Source organism: Chroococcidiopsis thermalis PCC 7203 (genome assembly GCF_000317125.1).
GTDB lineage: Bacteria > Cyanobacteriota > Cyanobacteriia > Cyanobacteriales > Chroococcidiopsidaceae > Chroococcidiopsis > Chroococcidiopsis thermalis.
Window position 1 is genome coordinate 4,317,500 of record NC_019695.1, and the last position, 26,292, is coordinate 4,343,791.

At 44.1% G+C, this 26,292-nt stretch carries 22 protein-coding genes and 1 pseudogene; 10 read left to right on the plus strand and 13 right to left on the minus strand.

Going from position 1 to position 26,292, the window contains the following annotated elements; translation table 11 throughout:
* Positions 1-7: 7 nt before the first annotated feature.
* The 3 genes from CHRO_RS18645 to CHRO_RS18655 form a co-directional block, all read right to left on the minus strand.
* Complete coding sequence (locus CHRO_RS18645) at positions 8-4,873, minus strand: translocation/assembly module TamB domain-containing protein (protein WP_015155785.1); 4,866 nt, start codon at positions 4,871-4,873, stop codon at positions 8-10.
* Positions 4,874-4,930: 57 nt separating this feature from the next.
* Positions 4,931-5,737: a hypothetical protein gene (locus CHRO_RS18650; RefSeq protein ID WP_015155786.1), complete on the minus strand. Its 807-nt coding sequence runs from the start codon at positions 5,735-5,737 to the stop codon at positions 4,931-4,933.
* A 90-nt stretch (positions 5,738-5,827) separates the two neighbouring features.
* Entirely contained in the window at positions 5,828-6,103 is a 276-nt protein-coding gene (locus CHRO_RS18655) for a hypothetical protein (RefSeq protein WP_041462532.1), read from the minus strand.
* 317 nt (positions 6,104-6,420) lie between these two features.
* Here CHRO_RS18655 and CHRO_RS18660 point away from each other — a divergent pair, with 317 nt between their 5' ends.
* Both CHRO_RS18660 and CHRO_RS18665 read left to right on the plus strand, forming a co-directional pair.
* On the plus strand, positions 6,421-6,594 hold the full coding sequence (locus tag CHRO_RS18660) for a hypothetical protein (RefSeq protein WP_181245450.1): 174 nt from the start codon (positions 6,421-6,423) through the stop codon (positions 6,592-6,594).
* 119 nt (positions 6,595-6,713) lie between these two features.
* Positions 6,714-7,759: pseudogene (locus CHRO_RS18665) on the plus strand (AI-2E family transporter).
* Between the two features lie 28 nt (positions 7,760-7,787).
* Here the strand turns inward: CHRO_RS18665 and CHRO_RS18670 are convergent.
* On the minus strand, positions 7,788-8,465 hold the full coding sequence (locus CHRO_RS18670) for an eCIS core domain-containing protein (protein WP_041463286.1): 678 nt from the start codon (positions 8,463-8,465) through the stop codon (positions 7,788-7,790).
* Between the two features lie 167 nt (positions 8,466-8,632).
* On the opposite strand from CHRO_RS18670, the gene CHRO_RS18675 reads away from it, so the two are divergent.
* Complete coding sequence (locus CHRO_RS18675; RefSeq protein ID WP_015155788.1) at positions 8,633-9,436, plus strand: DUF1206 domain-containing protein; 804 nt, start codon at positions 8,633-8,635, stop codon at positions 9,434-9,436.
* Between the two features lie 28 nt (positions 9,437-9,464).
* Here the strand turns inward: CHRO_RS18675 and CHRO_RS18680 are convergent, their stop codons facing one another.
* On the minus strand, positions 9,465-10,268 hold the full coding sequence (locus CHRO_RS18680) for a hypothetical protein (RefSeq protein ID WP_015155789.1): 804 nt from the start codon (positions 10,266-10,268) through the stop codon (positions 9,465-9,467).
* 220 nt (positions 10,269-10,488) lie between these two features.
* Positions 10,489-10,626: a hypothetical protein gene (locus CHRO_RS32555; protein ID WP_181246384.1), complete on the minus strand. Its 138-nt coding sequence runs from the start codon at positions 10,624-10,626 to the stop codon at positions 10,489-10,491.
* A 237-nt stretch (positions 10,627-10,863) separates the two neighbouring features.
* Between CHRO_RS32555 and CHRO_RS18690 the strand changes: the two genes are divergently transcribed.
* Together CHRO_RS18690 and CHRO_RS18695 are read left to right on the plus strand one after the other, a co-directional pair.
* Entirely contained in the window at positions 10,864-12,915 is a 2,052-nt protein-coding gene (locus CHRO_RS18690) for a serine hydrolase domain-containing protein (RefSeq protein ID WP_015155791.1), read from the plus strand.
* A gap of 142 nt (positions 12,916-13,057) precedes the next feature.
* Positions 13,058-13,936: a hypothetical protein gene (locus CHRO_RS18695; RefSeq protein ID WP_015155792.1), complete on the plus strand. Its 879-nt coding sequence runs from the start codon at positions 13,058-13,060 to the stop codon at positions 13,934-13,936.
* Between the two features lie 56 nt (positions 13,937-13,992).
* Here the strand turns inward: CHRO_RS18695 and CHRO_RS18700 are convergent, their stop codons facing one another.
* A complete protein-coding gene (locus CHRO_RS18700; protein WP_015155793.1) occupies positions 13,993-15,015 on the minus strand; it encodes an AI-2E family transporter in 1,023 nt (340 codons plus the stop codon).
* A 211-nt stretch (positions 15,016-15,226) separates the two neighbouring features.
* A complete protein-coding gene (locus CHRO_RS18705) occupies positions 15,227-16,099 on the minus strand; it encodes a DUF2382 domain-containing protein (RefSeq protein WP_015155794.1) in 873 nt (290 codons plus the stop codon).
* 223 nt (positions 16,100-16,322) lie between these two features.
* Here CHRO_RS18705 and CHRO_RS18710 point away from each other — a divergent pair, with 223 nt between their 5' ends.
* Positions 16,323-16,679: a hypothetical protein gene (locus tag CHRO_RS18710; RefSeq protein ID WP_015155795.1), complete on the plus strand. Its 357-nt coding sequence runs from the start codon at positions 16,323-16,325 to the stop codon at positions 16,677-16,679.
* Here the strand turns inward: CHRO_RS18710 and CHRO_RS18715 are convergent.
* The 5 genes from CHRO_RS18715 to CHRO_RS18735 form a co-directional block, all read right to left on the minus strand.
* The gene (locus CHRO_RS18715) at positions 16,649-17,059 is read right to left on the minus strand and encodes a hypothetical protein (RefSeq protein ID WP_015155796.1); all 411 of its coding nucleotides are present in this window, start codon (positions 17,057-17,059) and stop codon (positions 16,649-16,651) included. The two genes, CHRO_RS18710 and CHRO_RS18715, sit on opposite strands and share 31 nt — an antisense overlap.
* Before the next feature lie 91 nt (positions 17,060-17,150).
* Positions 17,151-17,642: a fasciclin domain-containing protein gene (locus CHRO_RS18720; protein WP_219335960.1), complete on the minus strand. Its 492-nt coding sequence runs from the start codon at positions 17,640-17,642 to the stop codon at positions 17,151-17,153.
* Positions 17,643-17,812: 170 nt separating this feature from the next.
* Positions 17,813-18,565, minus strand: coding sequence for an S-layer homology domain-containing protein (locus tag CHRO_RS18725; protein WP_015155798.1), 753 nt, complete (start codon positions 18,563-18,565; stop codon positions 17,813-17,815).
* A gap of 495 nt (positions 18,566-19,060) precedes the next feature.
* Positions 19,061-20,224 carry a response regulator gene (locus tag CHRO_RS18730; RefSeq protein WP_015155799.1) on the minus strand — a complete coding sequence of 388 codons (1,164 nt, stop codon included), beginning with the start codon at positions 20,222-20,224 and terminating at the stop codon, positions 19,061-19,063.
* A gap of 81 nt (positions 20,225-20,305) precedes the next feature.
* The gene (locus CHRO_RS18735; RefSeq protein ID WP_015155800.1) at positions 20,306-22,432 is read right to left on the minus strand and encodes a hybrid sensor histidine kinase/response regulator; all 2,127 of its coding nucleotides are present in this window, start codon (positions 22,430-22,432) and stop codon (positions 20,306-20,308) included.
* A gap of 238 nt (positions 22,433-22,670) precedes the next feature.
* On the opposite strand from CHRO_RS18735, the gene CHRO_RS32560 reads away from it, so the two are divergent.
* The 4 genes from CHRO_RS32560 to CHRO_RS18750 all read left to right on the plus strand — a co-directional run bounded on the left by CHRO_RS32560 (position 22,671) and on the right by CHRO_RS18750 (position 26,237).
* Positions 22,671-22,874 carry a hypothetical protein gene (locus tag CHRO_RS32560; protein WP_181824198.1) on the plus strand — a complete coding sequence of 68 codons (204 nt, stop codon included), beginning with the start codon at positions 22,671-22,673 and terminating at the stop codon, positions 22,872-22,874.
* The gene (locus CHRO_RS18740) at positions 22,823-23,710 is read left to right on the plus strand and encodes a DUF3267 domain-containing protein (RefSeq protein ID WP_015155801.1); all 888 of its coding nucleotides are present in this window, start codon (positions 22,823-22,825) and stop codon (positions 23,708-23,710) included. Before CHRO_RS32560 ends, CHRO_RS18740 begins: the two co-directional genes overlap by 52 nt.
* A 310-nt stretch (positions 23,711-24,020) precedes the next feature.
* Positions 24,021-24,389, plus strand: coding sequence for a response regulator (locus CHRO_RS18745; RefSeq protein WP_015155802.1), 369 nt, complete (start codon positions 24,021-24,023; stop codon positions 24,387-24,389).
* Positions 24,390-25,058: 669 nt separating this feature from the next.
* Positions 25,059-26,237 (plus strand): HhoA/HhoB/HtrA family serine endopeptidase, encoded by a 1,179-nt coding sequence (locus CHRO_RS18750; RefSeq protein ID WP_015155803.1) that lies wholly within the window; start codon positions 25,059-25,061, stop codon positions 26,235-26,237.
* Positions 26,238-26,292: the final 55 nt, after the last annotated feature.

The window sequence follows — 26,292 nt, forward strand, 5'->3', positions numbered from 1 at the left end:
ACATAAACTAAAATCTGGTTTCGTACTCCACTAGCAGCCGACTCTCACCGCTCAAATTGGTGGAGCCACGTACCAAAATTTGGTCGTTGAGGCGATAAATTAGGTTGTAACGCAGGGGGTCATCAGCAGCAAATACTCGTGAGAGGGAGACAGAGAAATCGTTGGTGATGGCAAACACTGCCTCTGCTGCTAAACCGAGGACAGAAACGTTTTCTGTTGGATCGGTGACGATGGTAGGAAACAGGCGTAATTCGTCAATACCTAAAGCCTCGCCAATCTCGGTAATATTGTCTTGGAAGTTGGACAGTAGGGCAGATCCTGCAATTGTGGCAAGCCCTAGGGTAGGATCTCCTCTACCCAAGGTATTGACAAAGGAACCGCCTAAGAGTGCGACGATCTCTGCTTCGCTGCGATTCGGTTCGCTGGTCAGTTCTAGATTATCCGCCAATTCACTCGCGGGTCCCTCTACTGCTGCTTGCACGCGCACGGTGCGGAAAGTGCCGAAGCTGGTAGCCCCAACGTCGCGGATCTCGCCAGAAAAAGGTGAAGTGGGAACTCGCCCAATGCCCGTTGTCTCCGGTACGGTTGCCACTAGAGTGACATCAAGGATGGGGTCTAGTCCTCCTTTGGGCGTGAAGCGTGCCGTCTGTTCTTTGCCCCGCGCTAAATTAAACTGAGTCGTAAATAAGTTGACTTGTCCCCCCGTCAGACGCACCACTCCTTGAGGACGAGGATTCGTTAAAGTGCCATTAATCGCCAGGTCGCCTTCTGCCTCAAAGTTAAGTAGGGGTTGACGGACGATCCGCACGTCATCGCCGAGAATCAATTGCAAATTGGTAAATTCAATCGGAGATTCCTCTGGGGTGTTGCGATTTGTCGCTGTGCTACTTGTAGCCGTACCTGCTGCGGGTGTACCTACTGCGGCAGTAGGAGTCTCTTCAGTTCCTCCCAAAGAGACTTGACCGTTCGCCAAGCGAATCTTACCGCCAATATTGGGAGATAGAGCTGTGCCTGTAATAACGACATTGCCGCTAACTCCGCCTTCATAGCGTCCTTCGATATCTACCTCTAAGTCGTTGAGCGATACCGTAAGGGGATTTGTTGCTGGCTGTGCCTGTTGGGTGGCAAAAATCGGTAGAGTTCCTTCAGCAGTCACTTTACCTGAATTGTACTGCCCTGTAATATTAGGAACAACGATGCGATCGCCATTAAACTCCACCGTCCCCGTGACGTTTCTCAATGGTTCGGGCAAAGCCTCAGCTTTTAAAGTGGCATTCTTCACCACAGCTTCCCCCGTTATTAATGGCTGGTCTAAAGTTCCCTGCACTTCGACATTGACTTGTCCCTGACCGTTAACCCAAGCAACTTGCTCGGTGAATAAATTCAATAATGCCAAACCTCGATCTTGTACGTTTGCTTGGATGCTGATTTGGTTACTATCGGGCTGGACGGAGGCAAACGGTAACGCTACGGGAATACTGCCTGTAATTTCAACTGGTTGAGTCCCTGTTATCAATACATCGCTGGCAAAACTCAACCGCGCATCATTATAGTCAAAGCTCAGCTGGGCTGTTTGAATCGGTTGCTGATTCAAGCTTGCTTCCACCAGTGCTACCTCACCGATCGCTTGAGGGTTTTCTAGATTACCTGCTAGGGTGACGAGGGCATTCAACTGTCCGGTGACATCAAATGGTAATGCTTGTGGTAAGCGATCCAAAAAAGGCTGTAAGGTTGCTACGGGTACGCTGACGACTCGCAATTGTCCCGAAAGTTCCTCCCCTAGTTGTCCGGTAAATGCAATCAGTCCGTCACCGAGATCGAGCCGCAAGGGTAGCAGCGTCAAAACGCCATCTTCAAAAGTCCCTCTGGCAATTGCTTCATCGACTTTGTAAGTTCCCCATTGCCAATCTTGAGCGCGTAATTCAAAGTCAACATCAAGCGATGGCTGTAAACCTGGAGATAATGCCCCTGTTACGGCAATTTCGCCGCTAATCGTACCATCCAAGGCTGAAAGTGGTGGCAATGTAGCTGAAGCTCTTTCTTGCTGTTGCTGTTGTGTGATTAACGCTCTAATTTCCGAAAACAGTCGCAGTTGGGCGAGTAAGGATTTTTCTGGTATACCTACAGATACCGTTGGTAATGCCTCTGCTCCAGGGAGATCTTCGGGTAACAAGCCACCTGCTAAGTCTTCAAAACCGAAAACGCTCAGTGCTTGCAAAACGTTTTCAACTCTGGCGCGATCGAAATCAATTTGAAATTGAAATTTACGGTCTTGTCCCGCTTGGAAATCGCCACTAAGATCTATGCGGCTATCGCCTAGACGCAATTCACCTGCTTTTAAGCTGAAATCGCCGCCTTCATAACGGATGTTGGCTTTAATTGCATCGGCTGTGAATCTACCTGCCCTAGGTCGAGCGATCGCCACATCTCCAATTACGGTAGATTGGGTGATATTCTCGGTAAGATCGATCGTGAGATTGCCCGATACTTCCCCTGAGATCGCACCAATTTGCTTGAGGCGATCGCCTGGAATCACGTTTCGCAGTACGGCTACGGGAAAGTCTTGCACGTTAACAACTAAGTTTTCGCCTTGGGTTGCACCCCTAGCTACTGCCTGATTTCGCCGCACGAAAAATGAAACGGGGCGATTATTCTTATCCAAGGTAAAGGCAATTCTATCTTGTTTACCACTAACATCTAGTTGAGTCTGCTGTCCGGCTCGATAATTTAATTTGCCAGTCAATACCGGATCGAAGGCTAAACCGTTGACGCGCAAGTTTTGCAACCCTAGATTTCCAACCGCATTGGGAGCATCGGGAGTACCTGTAACTTTTCCGGTAAAATCTGCTTGTCCTGCTAGCGTTACGTTACCAGGGATATCCAAACCAAACTCTTGCAAGTCGTAATCTCGCGCCCGCACGTCTAAGTTAAACCCAGCAATTTCTGGCGCTGCTTGTTCTGGTAAACGCACGTCAACCGTTCCACTGGCATTCAGCCCTGATGCAGTTGCTTTTTGAACGATAATTCGATCGCCATTCCACCTAACTTGAGCTGTCAGGGGTTGCTCGATAACGGCTAAACCTTGAGAAAAGCCTACTTGTCCTTGGGCTTGAATCTCGGATAAATCGAACGAATTTCCGGTGACGCGCACTTTATTGGCACTAAATTGTCCCCGCAACTGAGGTGAGAAGGACTTAAGCTGCACTCCACTGGCATTCACAACCGCTTGAAAGGCGCGATCGCGATTAATTTGACCGTTTGCCGTTACCTTACCACCTGCAACCTGGAAAACAGCATCTCGAATCAGCGTATTTCCCTCGTTAGTAACGATGACTTGAGCCGTACCAGGATAGGTAGCTTCAGGTGCTTGCACTTGCGCTACAGTACGGATATTGCCAGGGGAACCAGAAATTTTTGCCGTTCCTGCTACATCGCCAATGTGAATTGGGGGTGTAGTGTCGTAAAGCTTGGCTATAGCATTCCCTGGTACGTTTTGACCCTGGAAATTAAATGCGACTTGAGGTTGAGTCCCTAACTGGATTTGACCCTTGCCTGTAATTTTTCCCCCAACTGCGGGAGTTGCTTGAATATTGGCAAAGGTAATTTCTGGTGTTGCCCCTGCTGTTGTCAACTCAAAGCGACCGCTAATATCTTTAAATGGAATCCGGTCGATCCGTGCAGTTTTAATCGTGCTGACAGTGCCACTCAAAACGGGTTGCTCGATCGCACCCCGCAACTGAATATCTGCTCTGAGAGTTCCCTTTGTCGGAAAGGGAGATTCAACATTCAGCGTGTTTAGCAGATTATTTGCGCTAACTGCTTTCACCTGACCTGATAAGTTATAACCTTTAAGAGTATTGAGCGACCCGCCGATTTGAACTGGAATTTTGCCATAGCGGGTTGTCACGTTTTGCAAGGCGATCGTCCGATCCGGTTTAAATAAAAGTTTCCCTTGGGTATTCGTAAATAGATTCGGCACGTTTTCAATCTTGGCAGTAACGTTACTCAGGCTAGCCGTCCCTGCGATCGCAGGTTGTTGTCCTTCGGGTTGTAACTGCACTCTTAAGTCACCATCCACCCGACCTGCTTGTAGGTTAATGGGTAGATCGATTAACCGACTAATCTCGGTGGCGAGTAAATTCTCTGCCTCGATATTAAGAGTTGTCTGTTGCAATGCCGCAGGGCGAGTTTCTCCAGATAGTGCCAGTTTGCCCCCTGTTTTCGGTTGACCAGTTAACTCGAACTGAATTCGTTCATTTTGGTCTAGAAAGCGGGCGACTCCACTCACATCTGCGTTAGCGAAGCGGCTCCTCTGGAGCATCGCCACTGCACCTGATGGTCTACTTGGTTCTGGATTTGGCACTAGGACAATATCGGCATCTCGCACCCGAATCGTCTCTAACTCAGTTTGAATCAAACCAGCACCACCTTGGGGAGTTTTAATTTGAGTTGAAACCCACTGCCCGTTTTTTGCCTGTTCGACGTAGACATCCGGTTGGACTAACGTAACGTTTAATTCTAATCTTCTATTAAACAGGAGTGGCAAAAGATCGAACTGGACTTCTACCGCTTCTGCTGTCACCCGATCTGGATCGCTAGAAGTTGCTGGGAGTGCTGCCGAACTAAATCGCAAGCTATTGAGCGAAAACCTTTCCACTACCCCTATATCTACAGGTCTTCCAAGGAGCTGCTCTAAATTCCTTTCAACCAGCGGTACTAACCTTTGGTTGATAAAAACCCAACCCCACGATACGCCCCCGACAATAGCTACAAGCAAAAATGCTCCTACAGCAAGACTGCTGCGGCTGAATATTAACAGCCACAAACGCCGACGAGAATTTGCTTCTGGTGGGCGACGAGGGGAGTGCGTCATCTTTATACCTGAATGGGACTGGATTGAAACGTGATGCTGTTTTTCAGCGTGGCAAATTTACTGCCCCACAACTTGAGTTCTCTCAGCAACAATTGCGGGCTGTTTCTGGACGTATACTTCATACTCCTTAGCTGGACCTAAGTTAAACTCCCGCTCTAAATCTCTTGTGGTCAGCTTGCGGACATTTCCCGTAACTTGGACACGGCTACCTTCGGTAATATTCTTGGCTGGCGCGGCACTAACAATCAGTATGTCATCGTCCCCAAGCACTTCATTGTTGTCAACCATAAATGCAGTTGGACTGATGACTCTCTCAACATCTCCTTCAATTGCGACTGTGCGACCTAAGAACGGGACTGGGTTTTCGGTAATTTTTTCTAGATTGGGATTGAGAGCCACCTGCGTAGCAACGATAACGGGTTGTTCTCTAATTTGAGCTTCCAAACCAGGGTCTAGATCGAAGCCGTACTCTTTTTCTACGTCAACTATAGTCAAATCTCGAACTGTACCCGTCACCCGTGTTAGAGTTCCTTCGACAATTGGGACTTTATTGGCATTGACAACCAACACCTCTTGACCGTTAACAAACTCATCGCTTTGAATCGTGAAAGCTTGGGGGCTGACTTGCCTTTGAATGTCGCCGCTGATAGTTACAGTCTTGCCGATGAGATTAGAATTCGATCGATCTGCAACTTCGCTAGTAGTAGTAGCAGCTTCGCGACCTGCTGAGTCGGAGTTTGTGCCAGTACAAGCGGGAAGCACTAAAGCAAACAGTGCTAGGGCGATCGCTGCTGGAGTTTTGCCGAAAACTTGAGTGATGCGATCGCGATGAGAAGTTGTGTTGTTACTAAGTTTGTTTATCATGGGAATCTCCTTTTGGTATTGATGAGAACCAATGTTTTGACGATAAGCCCCAATAGTGGAAAACTAGTGGAAAACTCAAAAACACTAACTTCAAACTCGCCGAAACAGATTAGCCCCCGCGTATTTCCAAGAAATTTGCTCTGGATCTTTGCTTTTCGACCATTCCACAAACTCTTTACCATCAGTTTCGTGTTGCGCGATCGCCGTCTGGTCAACTCCTAATCGTTCAGCCAATTGCTGTCTATCCAATAAATCGCTTTGGTTGTTGTTTGTAGATTGGTCTGTTGCATCTAGCTTTGAATTTTGCTGTAGTTGTGAAACCTGACTTTTCAAGTCGCTGACTTCACCCCTTAAGTTCTCCACCATAATCGTGAGGGGTTTGTTCGTGGTAGTTTGACAAGAATCTAATCCAAAGTAATCTTCTAGGATGAGATTTATCGCCTCAGCAATAGAGTTTAAACTCTGCTGCTCTTTAAACTGTTCTACACGTTGATAAAGCTGCGGGGGGTGGAAAACTTGGGTAGAAAGAAGATTAAATCAGTTACCAGTTACCAGTTACCAGTTACCAGTTACCAGTTAAGAGATGTCAGTTGTCACGGGCGATCGCATAGCATTTTCCGCGCCACGAGTGTTTACTTTGGTCAAGAGCCACTGATAACTAGTCACTGTAAAAGAGGTTGAACTTGAAACGCTCCCAACTACAGCGTTATAGCATTGCTATCCTAAGCACCGTAGTAGCAATGCTGCTCACAGAATGGTTGTGGTGGCAGCTTCAACTATATCTAACTAAGCCAGTCGAGCCAAATGAATTGATTGCAGCTATTGCTAGCCTTGCTCAAAGTAGCGAACGACTTTAAAGGTTTTTTGTATTCAGATCGAATTACCGAGTTCTCCACCACTTTTCCACGATTGAAATCTATCCTGAATTGAAAGGAAGCACAAAACAGGATGCGCGATCGCCATTCCTAAATAGTATATGAGGGAGCCGAGAAAAATTTTGTGGAGTCAAACTAATAATTCGGCGTTAGTTCGCTTTTTACTATTATTTGCTTCCTGTTGGGCTTTATTACAGCTTTTATCTTACTTTAAAACTGTCATTTTTATTTTTGCATTTGCGGCAATTTTAGCTTTTTTACTTAGCTATCCTGTTCGTTGGCTCAGTCGTTTCTTACCTCGATTCTAGCAGTTATTTCTGTTTTCTTACTCAGCTTTACGAGTATTACTGGTTTGATAGTTATAGTCAGCTTATCTGTTTTTTCTCAAGCCCAACAACTGATTCAAAGCATAATTTTGTTTTTAAATTCTCTTTTGCCATCAGTAGAGCGATTAGAAAGATTTATGCAGCGTTGGGATATGCAGATAGACTTAAATGTTATTCAGCAGCAACTACAAGAAGAAATCGCATCGTTTTATACTAGAAGTTTGACGTATCTTTTCATACATTCACAAGTGTTTTTTACTAATTTTTTGACTCTTATTCTCATGGCTGCTGTGACTTTTTTTATGTTGTTATACGGTCAGAGGCTTTGGCTTTTTGTCCTCAGTCTTTTACCTGTAAGCTCGCACAGCCGTTTTTCTAATCTAGTTGAACGTAAGTTTCTAGCTTTTATTAAGGGTCAGTTCTTACTAGTTTTATTTTTATCATTTACTACTTTTATGGTATTTCTAGTATTAGAAATACCATTTCCATTGATATTGTCACTCGCGCTCGGATTTACCAATCTCATACCTGGAATTGGAGCGATATTGGGAATTAGTATAGTTTCTTTAGCTGTCTTATCTCAAAGTGTTTGGCTAGCTTTAAAAGTTTTAGGAGTTTGCTTTGTACTTCAGCAGATTCAAAATAACTTGATTGCTCCTAAAGTCATGCAAGATTCAGTCAATCTTAATCCAGTAATTGTTCTGTTTGCTATCCTGGTTGGGGCTAGAGTTGCAGGAATATTAGGAGTTTTTTTGGCAATTCCAATTACAGGCATACTCGCTAGTTTTTTTGAAATTGAAGAAATGCAGGCAGAATTATAAGTTTAACTGCGGGTTACGTAGTTTCAGATTAATTCACTTTTTGCTCTGGTTCTATTCGCTCGCTTGCTAACTGCTGAGAAACCCATCCAGCAAATCGATTTTCAAAATTATTCGCCATAATTTCCATGATATTATTTGCGTAATTCTGACCTGCCTGTTTATACTCCTTGAAATAATGATAGCCAAACTGACTTGTACCACCTAATTGTTCGCATTGCCTAGAGTGTACGAGTTCGTGAGCTAATAACGCCAGTTGACGAGAATCTCTAGGTTTGTACGAGCCTTCTAGATAAATCCGCTGACAATAAGTTTGAGCAACAGCATCAACTTGTCCGATATCTATTTTGAAATCAGCGTACAACCAGCCGTCCATCAGTTTAGCATTGTAGGCGATCGCCACGCGATCGACTAAATCTCCAAAATAGGGGCGTAAATACTGTTTCTGTATATCGTCTAATTCTTGACTGCTGCCATTATTAGCATACATCCACCGAGCCGCTGCTTGATATGCTACTACACCTGCTTGACCCCATAATTCTTCAGCAATTACTGTTGTAGATTCTCGAAAATGTGGATAGCAAGATAGATCGAGCCAATGACAGCGTTTGAACTGAAATACTTGAAGTTTGTAGCTCTGAAAAACTAATATAGTTAAGAATAAAAAAACACTAATAAAACTCAAGCAAATAATCTTCCTTCTTTTCATGATAGTAATTAAAATGACTAATGACCGATGACAAATGACAGCCATAACGCGCCTATCTTTTGAATCGGCTAGATTGCTATAGAATAGTTTTGCTCTTGAGAATAGCTATAAATAGTGCAAAACTCGTGGAGAATGGTAGGTATTGACGATGGGTAGTACGGCAAAGTATGCAAAAGCTCATTACTGATAACTCGTGGATTGAGCGGATTGCACGGTTTGGCTATGCGGTTAAAGGAGTGGTTTACTTCATCGTCGCTTTGCTAGCAATGCCAGTGGCGCTTGGCATTGGTGGTGAGGCGGCTGGGACGAGTGATGCTCTCCAAATAATCGTGGCGCAGCCATTGGGAAAATTTTTGCTGACGATAGTGGCTGTAGGTTTAACGAGTTATGCAGTTTGGCGTTTCGTTCAAGCGTTTGTAGATCCCGAACATCGAGGCAGTCAGGCAAACAGAGTTATCCCCCGCCTAGGCTATGCGATTAGCGGCGCGAGTTATGCAGGTTTAGCCGTGACTGCCATGCAGATTGTTGCTGGTGCGGGAAGTCATAGTAGTAGTTGGAGACAAGATTGGACGGCACGCTTGCTAGCACAACCTTTCGGTCAATGGTTAGTGGGGATAGTGGGAGCGATTGTGCTAGGTATAGGCGTTTCCTTTACATATCTAGCCTTTACCAAGCGATTCCGCCAACGGCTGCAATTAACTCAAATGAGTACCGCTGGGGTAAAATGGGCGATGGGCATCGGTAGATTTGGCGTGACTGCCCGTGGCGTTGCTTTCGGTGTTATCGGTCTGCTGCTGATTCAAGCCGCCGTTCAGTCCGACCCAGATGAAGTTCAAGGGCTGGGTGGGGCGCTGCAAACGCTAGCAGAAGAACCCTTTGGTCGATGGCTTTTAGGTATTATTGCGATTGGTCTTGTCGCATATGCCATCCACTTGCTGATACTGTCACGCTATCGACGGATTAGGATTTGATGGCGATCGCATTTCTTTGCCTGCCAACTTATTCTAATATTTGGATTGACCGAGCGATCGCCGCAGCTCTACCCTCATATCTTGCTTTTAGTTCGGGTTCTAGCTTAACATTCAAGTCTTTCTCGATCTCTGCTGCAACGAAGTTGCGAATCTTTCCAGTCACTCGCACAGTCTTACCTGCATCAATACCACCAGTAGCACCAACAACTAATAACTCTTTACCACCAATTAACTCTTCGTCATCCAGCGTGAATGCATTTGGAGTAATAACTTCTGCTACTTTGCCGCTGATGGTGACGTTCTTATCAATAAATGGGGCTGGCTCCTCGGCAACTTCACCTGGCTCTGGTGTAAGGGTTAGTGCTATAGCAATAAGTACAGGCTTACCCCTAAATTCTGCTGCCAACTCCTGAGTTAATTTCAAATTAAACTGTTTCTCAATTTCCGATTTAGAAAACTGGCGAACCGTGCCTGTTACTTGGATATTACTATCATTAACTATGGGGGAACCACTGAGATTTACAACTAGTAACTCTGGGTCATTAAAGAAGCGATCGCCTTCAATAATAAATGCCTTCGGACTGATGACTTTTTCAATTTCTCCGCTTATAGTTACGGTTTTACCTATGAGTTGACTGTTAGGTCGCTCGGTAATTTCGCTTATCTTTGTGCCCTTCTTGGAACCATCCGAGTTAGTCATAGAGCAGGCAGTCAAACCCACTAAAAGCAACAGCAACAAGGCAATTGCTCTATGATTCCACAAAGCTTGCATTAAATTGCGATCGCAGGCGAACTCGCACTTAGGGAGGCAATTGTGACTAAGTTTATTCATCGTTATCCAAAATTTTTTCTCAAAATTATCGCTTTATAGACTACTCGATCTACTTCTGTCTTAGGGATGAAGAAGTTTCATCCAAAGTTAGACAAGATACATCGAGCTATTTTTGATTCGGTAACTGTAGCCATGACAGAACCGCGCCCCAGCAATATCATCATTAAGGTCTTTTTGGCAATTGCACTACTCTTTGGTTTCTTCGCGCTCGGCGCAATAATCAATTACGCTTCTCAGCAATTCCAACAAAATGAAATAGAGACTGAAAAGCCTCAACAAGAGCTATTAGATCGGTGACTCCTTTTACAAAGACCAGCGATCGCAGCAGATAAACCGAGGGTAACTGATAACTGGTCACTGGTAGAGGGTCACTGTATAAAGTTGCCGCTCTCTCCACCAGTTTTCCACTATTTAGATCTATTCTGACTTCAAAGCCAGTACAACCATTGATGTTAAGAAGAAAATTCTGGAGCGAAACTATCTCCTCCCTTAGTCATTGGTCATCGGTCATTTGTGAATTGCTCATGACCGATGACAGCTCTTATACATGAGTTCAAGTTGCCATACGGTAAAAGATTGAATCAGTGAGCTAGAAATGTTGCCACAGAGAAGAAAGGCGATCGCCAAACGCAAGTTTGCCCGTAAATTAGCTTCTTGGGTACTTGTCATTATCCTATTTCTCTCGCTATCGGGGCTTCCGGCTTCGGCGCAAAACACACCAGCCGATATACAAGTTATCGATCGCCAACCAGACCAGCCAGTTAACGAACCAGAGCAATCTGTACCTGCGGCTCCAAGTGCGCCTGGATTAAATAACCCACAAGAGTTTGAAGCATTTGTAGACAATTTCTTTCAAGAAGAGATGTCGAAAACTCATGTTCCAGGTGGCGTTGTCTCTGTGGTGAAAGATGGCAAACTTTTTTTTGCTAAAGGTTATGGCTATGCCAACTTAGAAAAGAAAATGCCAGTTGCAGCAGATAAAACTCTATTTCGCGTTGCCTCGCTTTCCAAACTGTTTACAGCTACAGCAGCAATGCAACTATACGAGCGGGGACAGCTCGATATACATGCTGATGTCAACAAGTATCTGACGGACTTTCAAATCAAAAATCCTTTTTCTGAGCCAGTCACGGCTGCCAGAATGATGCTGCATACAGACGGTACGACAAAACGGCGGATCGGACTTGCCGCTCGTACTGCTGAGGAAATGGAGCCACTAGGAGACTATCTAGCCGACCATATGCCACCTGTTGTCTGGCAACCTGGCGAGTTATACAGTTATTCCAGCCACAGCATTGCTTTGTTGGGATATCTCGTAGAGAAAATCTCTGGTACTCCCTTCGCCCAATATATTGACAAAAACATTTTTCAACCGCTCCAGATGCGGCGGAGTACATTTCTTCAGCCACCTCCTCCACCTCTAGCTAACGATTTGGCTGTAGGTTATCAGTATCAAAGTGGCAAGTTTAAACCCGTCCCCTACTTGTATCTCAACATCGCTCCAAGTGCGTCAATGCAAGCCACTGCTACCGATATGGCTCATTTTATGATTGCCCACCTGTTGCACGGTCGCTATGAAAACTCCCGCATTTTAAAGGAAGATACAGTGCGGCTAATGCACGAGCAGCACTTCACCCACCATCCCCTATTACCTGGTACTGGCTACAGTTTTCGCGAACGGTTGGAAAACAATATCCGTACAATCGGACACTTAGGCAGTTTGCGAGGGTATTCTAGCTCTCTGACCCTACTACCCGATCGCAACATCGGTATTTTTATTGCCACCAATAGCTTTAGTGGGATAAATGGCAAGCTATTGACTCAGTTTTTCGATCGCTATTTTCCCGCTCCACAGCAAACATCACCCAAGAAACCTCTGGCTCTAAGCGCAGAGCAGCTAGAACGATTCACTGGAACTTACCGAGATTTGGAATATCCTCGCCATACCTTCGCCAAGCTCACTGCACCATTTGAACATATAAATATCAAACAGGGTGAGAAAGGTACTTTGCTCGTTAGCACTCCTGGTTTGTTCTTCGTTGGCAATGCTCCAAAGATCCAATTAGCTCCCATCGAACCATTGCTATTCCAACGAGTCAATGATGATGCTTTCACAGCCTTTGAGCCGGATGAAAGCGGGTGGATTAGGTATGCATTTAATCCTCTGTGGGCTAAAATTGGAGCCTACGAGCATATACCTTGGTATGAAACAAGTTGGGTGCAGCTAGGGATTTTAGGATTTTGTACAGTCCTGTTTCTATCAGCTATCTTTGTTTATCCGATTAAGCCTTTAATTCAACGTTTGCGTGGCAAACGGTTTCAAGTAAAGCAATTGCGTTGGGCTTGGAGATTAGCAGGTTTAATCGGTACTTTAAACTTAGTTTTTCTGATTGGCTTTCCTCTATCAATTTGGCTGTATGGCTTTTGGCGGCTAGTATATGGCGTGCCTGCTGTAGCGATCGCATTTCTTTGCATTCCCCTACTCACCACTTTTTTGACGCTAGGATTGTTTATCTTTACCGCTTGGGCTTGGAAAAATAATTACTGGTCTTTGGTAAAGCAATCTCATTATTCCTTAATTACCCTCGCTGCTTTGGTCTTTATTCCCTTCCTGACCTACTGGAATTTATTAGGTTTTCAGTTTTAACACTTGAATTATTCAGACCGGAAAACAGGAAGTCAAGCTAACTACTTCTTCAGGCGTAATTTTGCCAGCGATCGCCATTTTCCCCGATTTTTCCACTATTTAATCTTACCGTCGATCGGTAGAGAGTAAGTAGGAGAAAATTGTGTTTAAAAAACTAAATAACGAAAGAGTGAGTTCTCGTTCGACTAAGGGCGGTTCGTTGCGGTTGTGGAGTGCTAAAGGAGCATTTGCCCTAGCCGCGATCGCGATCGCTCTACCTATGGGTTATCTCAATGCCCAAGAAGTCACGCGAACCATCAACAAAAACAATATCATTGCTCAGGCGGATAGAAGAACGCCACAAGAGCGACGCAACGTTACTTCCGAAGAGTTAGCTGATAAATTCAAAGCGTTGGTTGGTAAAAGGGTGACTGTTAGAGGTAGATTTCTGGAGAAAATTGGTAACAACACTTTTACAATTGCTGACGAAGAGTTTCTTGGTGTTGAGCCGATTTTGATCGTAAATCTTTCTGGCAATCCGCTAGATCTCCCTTCTAATGACATAGAAGTGCAAGCAACGGGCGTAGTGCGGAGTTTTTCGCTGGCTGAGATTGCCAAAAGATACAACGTGCAATTCGATCGCGCCACGTATGCCCAATACGAGAACGATCCGGTAATTATTGCCCGCTCAGTTGCCCCAGCACCAGAACCAGAGGAGATTACTAGCAAGCCCAGCCCTTATTACAACAGACGGCTTGCCGTACCAGGTAACGTCCAGCGTGTCTATAGCCCTAATGCTTTTGTACTAGAGAACAATTTGCTGGTTTTGAATCCATATCCGAAACAGGCTGCTAGACCAAGAGTGACTCAAGGTGAGAGAGTAGTTGCGACTGGGGTGCTAGATCGGCTGGTTATTGCTGACATAGAACGGGAATACGGCTTTACTTTAGATGCTGGTATACGAAAACAACTGGAAGCTGACTACGCCGACAGACCTGTATTGATTGTCGATAACGTGTATCCATCGGCAGTGGACGAATAGTATAGATGGCGAGTGGGAGTAATCTCGCTCGCACCCAATCGGGTAATTTTTCCTAATTATTTTCCCCATTTATTCATCACATCTTTGACCAAAACTTCTTTGAGCCAAATTTGAACTACAATCAATAGCGGAATAGCAAGAAATAACCCTAAAAATCCGAATAAACTGGCAAAAACCACTACTGATAATATGGTAAACACAGGCATTAGATTCACCTCGTGTTTCATAATTAAGGGAACTAAAACTAAGCTTTCAAACTGCTGAATTGCAATATAAAGTAATATAACTGCCCCTGCCTTCCAAGGAGCATCAAGCAGGGCGAGCAGAGCTGGTGGAACAACGCTCAAAGTTGGTCCCACATTGGGGATAAACTCTAATAATCCGGCTAAAGCAGCATTGACTAAAGGCAGGGGTACTCCCAAAATTGTCAGCCCGATAAAAGATACTAAACCAATGACGACCATTGCTATGAGAGTTCCTTTAATCCACCCAACTAAGGATGCTTCAGATTCAGACAAAATTTCGTCAATTCGTCGTCGATAAAAGTTAGGAAAAGCTAGAATGAAAACTCTTCGATATTGGGAAGGGTTCACCAATAGCATGACGGTCAGTACCAGAAACAATAAAAAGCTCAAAACAACGGTAAGCGAGTTATTTAGAATGACAAAGAAGTTACCTAATAGCTGCGTTATCCATGCTTGAAGCTGTTGGGGAATATTTTCTAATACACGGAGCTGTTCAAAAATTGCTCCTGGAATCGTCGATTGCAGCCAATTCAACCAAGCCGCTATTCTTTCTGATGTTTGGGGCAGTACACCCAGTAATTGTTGTAACTGATCGACAATACGCGGCACGATGAACGCAAAAAAGCCAATAATTAGTGCTAATAAGACTGTAATAGTAATCGCGATCGCAATCCCACGCTGAATGCGGTATCGCTGGATTCGTCGTACAACGCGATTTAAAACTGTTGCTAAGATTACAGCTGCAAACAACAGTAAAACAACTTGTCGAATTTGCCAAAGAATATAAAGAGAGATCGCCAGGGCAAATAAGCCGAGCCATTGACCTAAGCGCACAATACTGCCTCCATAGATTGCTTTTTTGAGCGGTTGACTCTCGCTTATTCCAACCTATACGAGCATCTCTTAGATCGGCGATCGCTCTTTAATGTGGAATCGCGCATACCCACGTTGAATGAAACTCGCCACCAATCATGAGGTGACGGTTTCTGACTCCCACAACAGAAAGTCATATTTACTGGTCACTGGTCACTTTTTTCTGCACCTGTTAGCGATCTTTATCCACAATTGGACGACCTTCGCTATCTATATCTAACTCTTCTCTACGCACCTGTTCTTGGGTGCTAACCATCTCCTGCTCTACTTCTTTCCTGATTCTGACTTCTTCGCGCAAGACTGCTTCTTTGCGAATATCAGGTTTCTCTTCATAGAGATCCACATGGGCAACTTCTCCTTCACGGAAAGTGGCTTCACCAGGAGAAACAGGCTTGCCAGCATTGTCAGGAGTGGTTCGCTCGACGACTACGCGCTCTTTTTCGACGGGAACTGAAACTCTTTGCGTTTCGGCTTCAACGTGTTTGCCAATCGATACTTCTCCAGCTTTTCTGCGGGTTTTGTTAGCAACTAGCCGTTCTTCATACAGTTTGAGTGTATCTTGGTTGCGATCGCCCATATTGTATAGGTCTGGTTCTTGCTCGTAGTTGTAGGTATTGCGATCGTAAGCCGCCCTAGCTACATAAGGCATGGATGCAGCAGATGTCTCTAAAGGTGTTGCCGTATCTGCGCGATCGCGATACACTCCCCGCACTTGTTCTTCATAGTCGTAATCAACCTTCAAATCGTCGCTGAACTCAGGCAGTGCTTCCGCTTGTTCTTTGGTAAAGCCGACAGCATAGACACGGCGATCGCCAGTGTCAATCCGAATCCGTCCTACTGGTAGTAAGACTTGCTTGCCAAAAATCCAAAAACCAGTGTCAACCACCAGATACCGGAAACGTCCTGATTCTTCAACGAGTATGTTTTTGACAGTACCAACTTTTTCATTGTCTAGATCGGAATAGACTTCATAACCTTTGATATCGTTTCCATCAAAAGCATCTTGGTAGTTTGTATCAAAATCTTCTAATTTGTAAAGAACCATTTGGTATTTATTTCCTCATTCAATTTGACTTAATATCAGGATAGAAGTTCGACTAAGATATCCATCTTTCTAAAGAGAGATTTGCATTTTTAAAAATTTAAATAATTTAGATGAAGATGAAAAAACAAAATTTGGATTTTCTATCAGAAATAATGATAGATAGATTGCGTTTATTTGCCGAAATCAATTTGATTTATTCCAAAATTACCAGCATTATTACCATATGTCCAGTTCTTATAGCTGTAAGTACGCTATCTTCGACGCTCACCTACATGGCGTTAATTTTATTCAACAAACTGACGGCTTTCAGGCTTTGTTACGAGAAATGGACAAAGCACGAGTTGAAAAATGCGTAATTTTTGGTTTGCCAGTCTCTAAAACATGGTCGGAATGGGAAAACGAGGAGCCAAACTACTATTTGTCTGACGAAGGACGCTGCTATTATTACTCCCTCACTGATGCGATTATTGCTCAGGCTTATATGGATTTAAGCGCCGACGATAAAAAGCGGATTATTCCTTTAGTCTGTGGGTTTTCTCCTGTCGATCGCTATGCAGATGTATCGTTACGAGGACGATAATCTGGGCAGTCGATAGCTCGTCTAGTGAGAACTACAGATGGATTTACAGCACACTTGAGATGCGGATTCATGCTATAAAAATGACAGTTTATACAAGGAACTTGATGGAGACGATTCAAGAAATCGCTAGCCAGGTTTTGTTTTCTTTTACGCGAGATCTGAAAAATAATTAGCACTCCTGTTGCTATTGCCAAGTAAACAGGTAAAACAATTCCTATATATTCAACCGCATTTACTAAATCTACTTTTTCTCTATTTAGTTGTCTCCCCTCTGGTTTTTCTACGATTAAATTTGTTCCCTGCAAACTTTTTGGGTTTACAGTTTCCGAGTGAAGGTTTTTCTGAACGAGTGTATTTTCCATCAAATCTTTGGCATTCATACAATTTGCTCCCCGATGTTAAGAAGTGTCAGGGCAGACGAGATGCCTACCCCACAAAACATTGCATACTAAGCACAAAGACAACAGGGAATTACTGCAACTGACTCAGATCCAAATTTGGTGGTAAGAGAACTTCATTTACTGCATGAATAATTCCATTGCTGGCTTGGATATTTGATTGAATTACTCTGGCATCATTGACTGAAATTTGATTTCCATTTGGATCGATTTGAATATTTACAGGTCTATCGGCAAGCGTTTCCAATTCTCCTGCCGAGAGTTGTTTAGCAGTTTGTTGCCCTGGAACCAAGTGATACATCAAAATTTGCATCAGGACTTCACTATTTTCTGGCTGTTGCAACTTTTTCAAAATTCCTTGAGGGAGAGCTGCAAATGCCTCGTTAGTAGGAGCAAAAACTGTATACGGTCCTCGTTTTTGTAGACTTTCTGCTAGTCCTGTAGCTTTAAGTAAAGAAGTCAATGTGGAAAAAGATTGGTTTGATGTTGCTACTGCAACCAAGTTATTTGCAGCTGTCGTACCAGAAGTTTGAGGAGTTTGAGTATTTGGGGTGGTTTGACTCACATTACTATTGCGACCCACAATATATTAGACCTCCTGCGTGAATACTTGAATTGTCATCCACACGCGAAGCGAAACATCTGGGAGATTCTTCACTACACTGCGTTGCGTACCCTTCGGGAAGGCTTCGCCAACAGAATGACATCCATGATTTTTTGATTCATGCAGGAGGTCTATTGAGTTGCTGCCACATTACTAGCTAGAGGTTGCACCTGTCCAAGCCGTACCAAAGCTTGATACAAGTGAGCTGCGGCTTCTGCTCGTGTCAGAGGTTGTTGGGGATTGAGTTGTCTAATATTGGGATAGTTGACAACCAGGTTAGATTGGGTTGCGGCGGCGACTTCACCTGTGGCATAAGCTGGAACTGCTTCAGCATCTAAATAAGAAGTACTGATAACATTTTGGAGAGAACGGTCGGCTTTCAAATTCAAGCCATCTGTTAAAGCAATTATCGCCTGTAACTTAGTAATGTCTTCTGCTGGCTGAAAAGCTCCTCCAGGTACGCCTCCCATAAACCCTGTTTCGTATGCTTCCTCAATCGCCGCCGCCGCCCAGTAGTCAGGTGGGACATCTTTAAATCCAGGTTCAGCTAACTGCCGCACGCGATTTTGATTAAAAGCTTTTTGAATCATGGCAGCAAATTCAGCCCGCTGCACGGGTTGTTCTGGTCTGAAAGTGCCGTTGGGAAAACCAGTAATGATGTTTCTAGCTGCTAGGGCTTGAATAAATGGTTGCGCCCAGTAGTCAGCCCCAACATCAGAAAAGTTAGTCGTTGCGCTTTGAGTGGGGGATGGAGAAGCAGGAGTTGCAGAATCTTGTGCGAAGGCAGATTGAGAAATTGCGATTGGACTAACGACACCAACTGACACTCCGAAAGCTAGCAAGGCGGCACTTAAAGCAGACGAGCGACGAAATAAACTCTTCATGGAATCCTTTTTTGCGGTATTTTAGTTAAATTTGGATTATGTTTGATAAATTTAAAATCAACTTAAATAATCCACGAGCGACCTAGATCGCATCAACTGTTGAATCAGTTGAATCAAGTGTTGAAATAGCTATCTTCTTGAGGTTAAGTTGTAATAGTGGAAAACTGGTGGAGAAATTGAAGTTGTCTTTAACTGCTACTACGTAACTTACCGAGCGGCACAAACTTTATCGAGCTTGAAACAAAAACAAGTATCAAAAGTTATATACTGTTATCTATATAGCGTTAGGTTTGTCTCGCTTTAGATATCGATTTATAAAATTAAATGAATATCTCACACCGAATCGTATTTATTTGCAATTAACTTCTAGGCGATCGCAGTGAACGTTTCCATGTAGAGACATTACATGTAACGTCTCTACATGGGCAATCGATTTCACAATTTATCTAGGATTGCTATAGCAATGAAAAGTTTTGTGAGTGAAGAAGAGATGCGTTAGTTAAGAAATAATCGATCCAAGTTTGCTTTATCGGGAGCTTGCTTTATTTGCTCCTTTAACTCTTCTAAGAGTTGACACAGACGCAGACAATAAGTAAAGAGATCGCCGTTTTTATCTTCTAATAAAGACTCGATCTCTTGAGCTAATTGCGAAGCTTGAGCAAAACCAAAACTACCTAAAGCACCTGCAAGTTTGTGAGCTTCTCGCACAGCCTGTTTTTGTATTCCATTGTCGAGCGTACCGCGACATAAAGCTTCCACCGCTTGTTCTAACACTGCAAGGCGATCGCCAATTCCTGCTGTAAAAACTTCCCTAAACTTAACGACTACCGATAGAATTTCTTGTTGCATCTCATCCAAATCCGACGCAGTTGATTCTGGATGAGATGTTTCCGACTCTAGAGGTTTGAGGCGATATCCCAGACCGTAAACTGTTTCAATCAAATCGCTGGGCGCACCTGCGGTTTTAAGTTTGTGGCGCAAGCTTTTGATGTAAGACTTGATTGTATTTTCTTGCGGTGGGTCTTCTAAATTCCACAGGCGATCGACGATCGCGCTGCGGCTAAACGTGCGCCGAGGGCTGCGGAGAAACAACTCTAACAGCGCGTATTCTCTAGGGGTTAAATGTAAAATTTGCTGCCCGTATGTCGCCTCGCAACTACTTGGATCGAGCCGCAGATCGCCCCATTCTAATACTGGTGGTAAAGCGGTACTACCTCGACGCAATAAAGCGCGAACGCGAGCAATTAATTCGGGAAAATCAAACGGTTTGACGACGTAATCATCCGCACCAGCATCTAATCCCACAACTTTATCAGAGCTGGTATCTTTTGCTGTCAGCATTAAAATCGGTATGCGATCGCCTTTTTGCCTCAGTTGCCGACATAAACTCATACCATCTAATTTGGGCAACATCACATCAAGCAAAATTAAATCGTAACTGAATGCTGTTGCTAGTTCCCAACCCTCTTGACCGTCAGCAGCAATATCGACAAGACAACGCTGCTGTTGTGATAGCGTTGCTGCAACAGCTTGAGCTATGGAATTATCGTCCTCAACCACCAGAATTTTCATTGGCGATCGCCTACCTCTAGATAAATTGTTCGTGATAAAAGTAGACTCTCTAACTCCAATAAAGACTTTTTTAGCTGCATCAAACATCTATCAAAAGTAACGCCAGCTCATTTATAGATGTATGCGATAACACTCAAAAACGCAGATAAAGCATAGAAACACTCTAGCTCAGAGTTTTCCAGCCATTTTAGCCAAGCTCGTAACCACAGCCACTAACTCAGCCGCCCTAATTGGTTTAGCGACGTGGAGCTGAAAACCTTCTGCTAGAGCCTTGGTGTAATCTTCTTGCCTGGCATATCCCGTCAAAGCTACGGCGGGAATAGTTCCGCCCATTTGGGGTTCCAATTCTCTAATTTTCCGGATCAGTGTGTAGCCATCTTCCCCTGGCATTCCAATATCGCTGATGAGTACGTCTGGTCTGTGTTGTTCTATTACCTCTAGTGCCTTGCCCACTGAAGCAACAGCAATGACTTCTGCGCCTGACTCTTCCAGTACGACTATAATCCACTGTCGCGCATCAGCTTCATCATCCACAACCAATACTCGCAAGCCACGTAGGGAAGGGGCTGGGGGTTGGAGGCTAGGGGCTGAAGGATTTTCTTCTCCTGTTTCCCCTGCTCTAGATACTCTTTCTGAAACGGGGAGTTCGATTGTAAATGTAGTCCCTTGTCCTCTGCCTGAACTATCGACTCGAATTGTGCCATTGTGGAGTTCTACTAGGTGGCGGGCGATCGCCAAACCCAAGCCCAAGCCTTTATTCGATCTCGCACTAGTACTATCTGCCTGACGAAAGCGATCGAAAACATATGGTAGAAAGTCGCGATCGATCCCTACACCTGTGTCGATGACTTGGATTTGAGCAAAGTTGGTAATTGGTAATTGGTAGTTGGTAGTTGGTAGTTGGTCTTGGGCAATATTTTTGACATTTAACTTTTGACTTTTGACTTTTTCTAGCCGCACCTCAACTCTTCCGCCTTCAGGAGTAAATTTAATTGCATTGGAAAGTAGATTCCACACCACTTGTTGCAAGCGTTCTGAGTCACCCCAGATAAGTGGTGAGTGGTGAGTGGTGAGTGGTGAGTGACTAGTCTCTCCCTCAGCTTCCTCAGCCTCCTCAGCTCCCTCAGCTCTCTTCGCCGACTCCCGCACAAACTCCAGAACGATCGCTTTCTCATTTGCGGCTGGCTGTACGACTTCAATTGCTGCGGTGATGACTCTAGCGAGATCGACTCTAGCAACATTGAGTGAAATATCTCCTCTGACAATGCGGGAAATATCGAGCAGGTCTTCAATCAGTTGCATTTGCAAGTTAGCATTGCGCTCGATTGTTTCCACTGCTAGAGCCGCTCGATTATCATCTAGCATACCCGACCGCAACATCCCAGCCCAACCCACGATCGCTGTCATCGGGGTACGTAACTCGTGGGAAACCACAGCTAAAAAATCATCCTTGGCGCGATTGGCTGCTTCTGCCTCAGCGCGGGCAGCTTGTTCGCGTACTAGCAATTCCTCTCGTTCTTCTTCAGCTAGCTTGCGCTGAGTAATATCTTGCATGATTTTGGCAAAACCCCGCAGATTTCCATTTTCATTTCGCAAGACGGTGATGATGCAATGAGTCCAAATGTACGTCCCATCCTTGCGAATGTGCCAGCGATTCTCTCTCGAAAAGCCTTCAGCGATCGCCATTTGCAGCACTTGTGCGGGTAAGCCTTGCTGTATTGCTTCTGATGTAAAAATCCGTGCAAAAGGTTGACCGATAATTTCTGCCTCAGAGTAGCCTAGCATCCGCTCCGAACCGACATTCCAACTTGCAAAGATTCCGTTTGGGTCTAGCATGAAAATGGCATATTCGGTGACTCCTTCTACTAATATGCGGTAGCGTTCTTCACTGCGGCGGAGATTTTCTTGACTTTGGCGTAAAAACTCATAATTTTGTTCTGCTTCTCGCGCATTACGTTCGGCTCGGTGCTGAGTCGAGCGCAGCCTGGAGTTGAGAAAGCTAATGAATCCTGCTACTAGTCCAAATTGAATCAGCCCAACAATTCCATCTCGACCAGGTAACGACGAATAAAGTGGGGGGACAAAGAAGTGGTTGCATAGTACGGCAGCTAAAACAGTCGCCAGCAATCCTGGTCCAATACCACCATACCAAGAACTTACCATTACCGCAGCTAGGAATAGCGGATAAAGGTGAGGTTGGATCAACCCCCATACTAGTTGTGTTAAGAGAAAAGCAATGGCGACGGCAACAACAGCAACACCGTAGCCCTTAAGGTGACGGATCGAACTGAGCATATTCTGCGGTTTGGGCTAGCTTTTCTATGTTGGCGCAACAGGTTGATTCATGACAGGTAATTTCTTTTTCATCTTTATCTGCCCGACTTTTCCACTTTTGCGCTTTAGCTTAGGAATCGTAAGGTTCGTAAGACCTACGCCTTTTCTGAAGTTCGACAGTTGTATAGGTAGTATATCTCACACACACTCCTGCTCATTGCAGGCACTAACTTTAGAGTCAGCAGCACTTACTGTCTGTATGACTCTAAATCAACAACCCAGCAACATTCATCAAGGTGGCGATCGCTATCCTTTGAATAATTGCTTTTGTGTTGGTGCATCTGACTGGTTCGCACTGCCTGTACTTCTGTCGTGCCAGATGAGGCAAATTCAACCTCTATCTAGTGGCAGATGTTTTCAGGCGATCGCCCAATTCATATTTTCCGCCTCACTCCAGCACTAGCCTTGCGTTGGAGTAGTTTGAGTATCATCTTGTTTGTCGTCACGGCAGCAGCTATCAGTACCTTTTACCAAGTTATTCACGGATACAAGCGATCGTGGATTTTTGATGCCGCAGTCTATTCTGAACAAGCATGGCAAATTATGTTGTTTTTAGTTTATTTTGTAGCAATTCCTCTCGGTACGTTTATTCTCCACGAACTTATACACGGTTTGGCTTTCATTGCCTTTGGCGGTAAACCGCGATCTGGAGTAGGAATCGAATATTTTCTTCCCTACGCTTACACGACTGCACCGAGAAGGCGTTTTTCCCGCAACGCTTTTTTAGTGATTTCGCTAACTCCTTTATTTATCGTTAACGCAGCGGCTATACTTCTACTAGCCGTTTTACCTCAAGCACCTTGGTTAGGCTGGATAGCCATTCTCAATACTGCTGGCGCGAGTGGCGATATTTGGATTGCAACGCTACTGCTGCGCTGTCCGCGATCGGTTACAGTGGAAGACCGTAAGACAGGAGTAGCAATTTATGCGCCTGCTGATGTCGATACACGTTCCTTGCCTTTTCGACAACGCGACAAGTTTAAATCTACATTCCGAAAATGGCTAGATTTGACCGTTTTAGTGCTTGGATTAATCGTTTTCGTAAGTTTTCTCTTGCCTATCTTATTCGATCTTTTGAACGTGCCTTCATTTATGGTTGGCACGGATTCGTTACAGTTTTTGAATTGGGAGAATAGTGCGAAAGGATTTGGGATCTCGTTTAACCCGTGGTTATGGATAGCGATCGCTACCGTACTGAGTTTAGTCGGAGTGTTGTTTAAATCAATGGGCGATCGCTAAAGCTCATACAACCATTCTGTTCAAACGTTTTAACTCTCCACCACTTTTCCACTTTTGGTCCTTAATATTATAGGGAGTAGGGAGTAGGGAAGAAGAAATGCGCTAAAAGGGTTTGAAGCTTAACTTCAATAATGATAGTTATGTCGAGAGTCGGAGTCCGAGACATGACATAATAAATCGATATTTCAATTTTTGTATTATTCTATTTCAATAAATCAAAACTTTTTCAGGCAAAAATAGCCAGCAACAACATTAACGCAACGCTTAATCAAGTCGCAGGATGCTTGAAATTGAGAAGGAGAAGAAAATAGTGACAAGCAAACGAATTTTAGTTATTGATGACGAAGACGATATTCTAAAATTAGTTCAAACCTGCTTAGAAATTATGGGGGGATGGCAGGTAATAACCGCTCATTCAGGTCGGGAAGGCTTAAACTTAGCTCAAGATAACCAACCAGATGCAATTCTCTTGGATGTCATGATGCCAGATGAAGATGGCTTATCTACTTTAAAAAAACTGCAATCTAATACAATAACTAGCAACATTCCTGTTATTTTACTAACGGCTAGAGGGCGCTTTGTCGAGCAGAAATTTACTCAATTAGGTGTTAGAGGTGTACTCAACAAACCGTTTAATCCTCTAAAGCTTGCCGAACAAGTGGAGGCGGCTTTGACTTAAAATAAAAACATTGAGTGCGAACCTAACCAAATCTATAAATAGCAATAGCAATCTAAAAAATTAGAAATATATTATTTGTTGTTTGTTGAGATTTTGAATTCGATCGACATCACACTTACATGTTTAATATCACGAGAACGATCGTCATTTATCGTAATATAATTTACATATTAAATCAGTTTCATATCCTTCTAGAGGATGAGAAGAAAAGGAGAGCTGCATCGCTAGTATAGTGACCGATCGCAAGTGTGATGCAGTCTATAAAAACTCAGTTTTTGGCTAGAAACATCATCGGAAAATTTAGTATCGGCTGAGATATTTTCCGATCTGCTGCCGAAACGATCGCTCGTGCTTTAGTAGTGACAAGCTCGGTACTGGCTTCAAATTAATTCGCTAAGAGAGCTGTTGGATCGATGTAATGCTCCGTCTCAAGCGTTAGCCAAAGCCAGAACGCTGAAGGTGAAGTTAGTGCCAGGAGTCGCAGCCTAGTTAATGTTTAGTTCTTGCTTCCTCGATTCTGTTGAAGAGGCAAGAAAATTGCAAATACGATCGGGCAGAAGCGATCGCATTTCTCCACGAGTTTTCCACCATTGCCATCTAAGTTGAAGTTAGCTCTATCTTCCAATTCAGAGCGAGTTAAAGCTAGTCAGAATTAATAGGCTTACGGTCATGGAATTGAAAAAACGGCGTGGGGAGACAAGTAAACAAATTTTCAAACAACCAATTTTATATTTAGGCATACTTATAATTGGTAGTTCTGCGGGATGCGAATCTTTAGGAAATAGAGAAGTCCAAGTCCAACCTTCACCTACCCAACCGACAGCTAATTTACAAAACAATCCTAACTTTGTTGCTGAAGTTGTCAAAGATGTAGGACCCGCAGTTGTACGAATCGATGCTACCCGTACAGTAGAAGTACCCACAGCAGTATATAGCAATCCTTTGATTGAGCGATTTTTTGGGGAAAACTTCTTTCCGCCTCAAGAGAAAGTTCAACGCGGTATCGGTTCGGGATTTATTATTAGCCAAGATGGTCGCATTCTAACTAATGCCCATGTGGTAGAAGGTGCAGATAAAGTATCAGTCGTGCTAAGAGATGGTCGCCGCTTTGCTGGAAAAGTTGTGGGTGCAGACCCAGTTACAGACGTAGCAGTTGTTGATATTGAGGGGACAAATTTACCTACAGTTGAGCTGGCTAATTCCGATAATATTACTGTTGGACAATGGGCGATCGCCATTGGTAATCCTTTAGGTCTAGATAACACCGTAACTCAAGGAATTATCAGCGCCACAGGACGCAGTGGTTCAGATATTGGTGTCAACGACAAACGACTTGACTTTTTGCAAACTGATACGGCAATTAATCCTGGTAATTCTGGCGGACCTTTGCTCAATGCTCAAGGCGAAGTTGTAGGCGTGAATACTGCTATTATTGGCGGAGCGCAAGGTTTAGGTTTTGCCATTCCGATTAATACGGCACAAAGAATTGCCGAGCAGTTAATTACAACTGGTCGAGTCGAACATCCATATATTGGCGTGCGACTGATTGAGTTAACGCCGGAAATTCAACAGGAAATTAACCAAAGTAATCTTGGTTTTAAAGTCGAGCGCGATCGGGGAGTTTTAATTGTACAAGTTGCTCCCAACTCTCCCGCAGCTCGTGCTGGTTTGCGTCCTGGTGACATTATTACTCAAATTAACTCAACTGAAGTTCAAACTGCTGACTCTGTACAAGATGCTGTAGAAGCAACAAATTTAGGCAAATCGCTACAGATTACAGTCAACCGTAATGGCTCGACTCAACAGCTAACTTTGAAACCAGAACAGTTACCATCTCCCTCCAGATAGAAGCTCTTTGATTGTAAATAGACAACTCTACTTCTAGGCAATTATTTTGTGTTGA

What these genes read in the sequence shown, in the direction of transcription:
- CHRO_RS18645 (WP_015155785.1), bottom strand. Translation starts at nt 4,873, where the DNA reads ATGACGCACTCCCCTCGTCGCCCACCAGAAGCAAATTCTCGTCGGCGT.
- CHRO_RS18650 (WP_015155786.1), bottom strand. Translation starts at nt 5,737, where the DNA reads ATGATAAACAAACTTAGTAACAACACAACTTCTCATCGCGATCGCATC.
- CHRO_RS18655 (WP_041462532.1), bottom strand. Translation starts at nt 6,103, where the DNA reads ATGGTGGAGAACTTAAGGGGTGAAGTCAGCGACTTGAAAAGTCAGGTT.
- CHRO_RS18670 (WP_041463286.1), bottom strand. Translation starts at nt 8,465, where the DNA reads ATGAAAAGAAGGAAGATTATTTGCTTGAGTTTTATTAGTGTTTTTTTA.
- CHRO_RS18675 (WP_015155788.1), top strand. Translation starts at nt 8,633, where the DNA reads ATGCAAAAGCTCATTACTGATAACTCGTGGATTGAGCGGATTGCACGG.
- CHRO_RS18680 (WP_015155789.1), bottom strand. Translation starts at nt 10,268, where the DNA reads ATGAATAAACTTAGTCACAATTGCCTCCCTAAGTGCGAGTTCGCCTGC.
- CHRO_RS18690 (WP_015155791.1), top strand. Translation starts at nt 10,864, where the DNA reads ATGTTGCCACAGAGAAGAAAGGCGATCGCCAAACGCAAGTTTGCCCGT.
- CHRO_RS18705 (WP_015155794.1), bottom strand. Translation starts at nt 16,099, where the DNA reads ATGGTTCTTTACAAATTAGAAGATTTTGATACAAACTACCAAGATGCT.
- CHRO_RS18710 (WP_015155795.1), top strand. Translation starts at nt 16,323, where the DNA reads ATGTCCAGTTCTTATAGCTGTAAGTACGCTATCTTCGACGCTCACCTA.
- CHRO_RS18715 (WP_015155796.1), bottom strand. Translation starts at nt 17,059, where the DNA reads ATGAATGCCAAAGATTTGATGGAAAATACACTCGTTCAGAAAAACCTT.
- CHRO_RS18725 (WP_015155798.1), bottom strand. Translation starts at nt 18,565, where the DNA reads ATGAAGAGTTTATTTCGTCGCTCGTCTGCTTTAAGTGCCGCCTTGCTA.
- CHRO_RS18730 (WP_015155799.1), bottom strand. Translation starts at nt 20,224, where the DNA reads ATGTTTGATGCAGCTAAAAAAGTCTTTATTGGAGTTAGAGAGTCTACT.
- CHRO_RS18735 (WP_015155800.1), bottom strand. Translation starts at nt 22,432, where the DNA reads ATGCTCAGTTCGATCCGTCACCTTAAGGGCTACGGTGTTGCTGTTGTT.
- CHRO_RS32560 (WP_181824198.1), top strand. Translation starts at nt 22,671, where the DNA reads ATGACTCTAAATCAACAACCCAGCAACATTCATCAAGGTGGCGATCGC.
- CHRO_RS18740 (WP_015155801.1), top strand. Translation starts at nt 22,823, where the DNA reads ATGTTTTCAGGCGATCGCCCAATTCATATTTTCCGCCTCACTCCAGCA.
- CHRO_RS18750 (WP_015155803.1), top strand. Translation starts at nt 25,059, where the DNA reads ATGGAATTGAAAAAACGGCGTGGGGAGACAAGTAAACAAATTTTCAAA.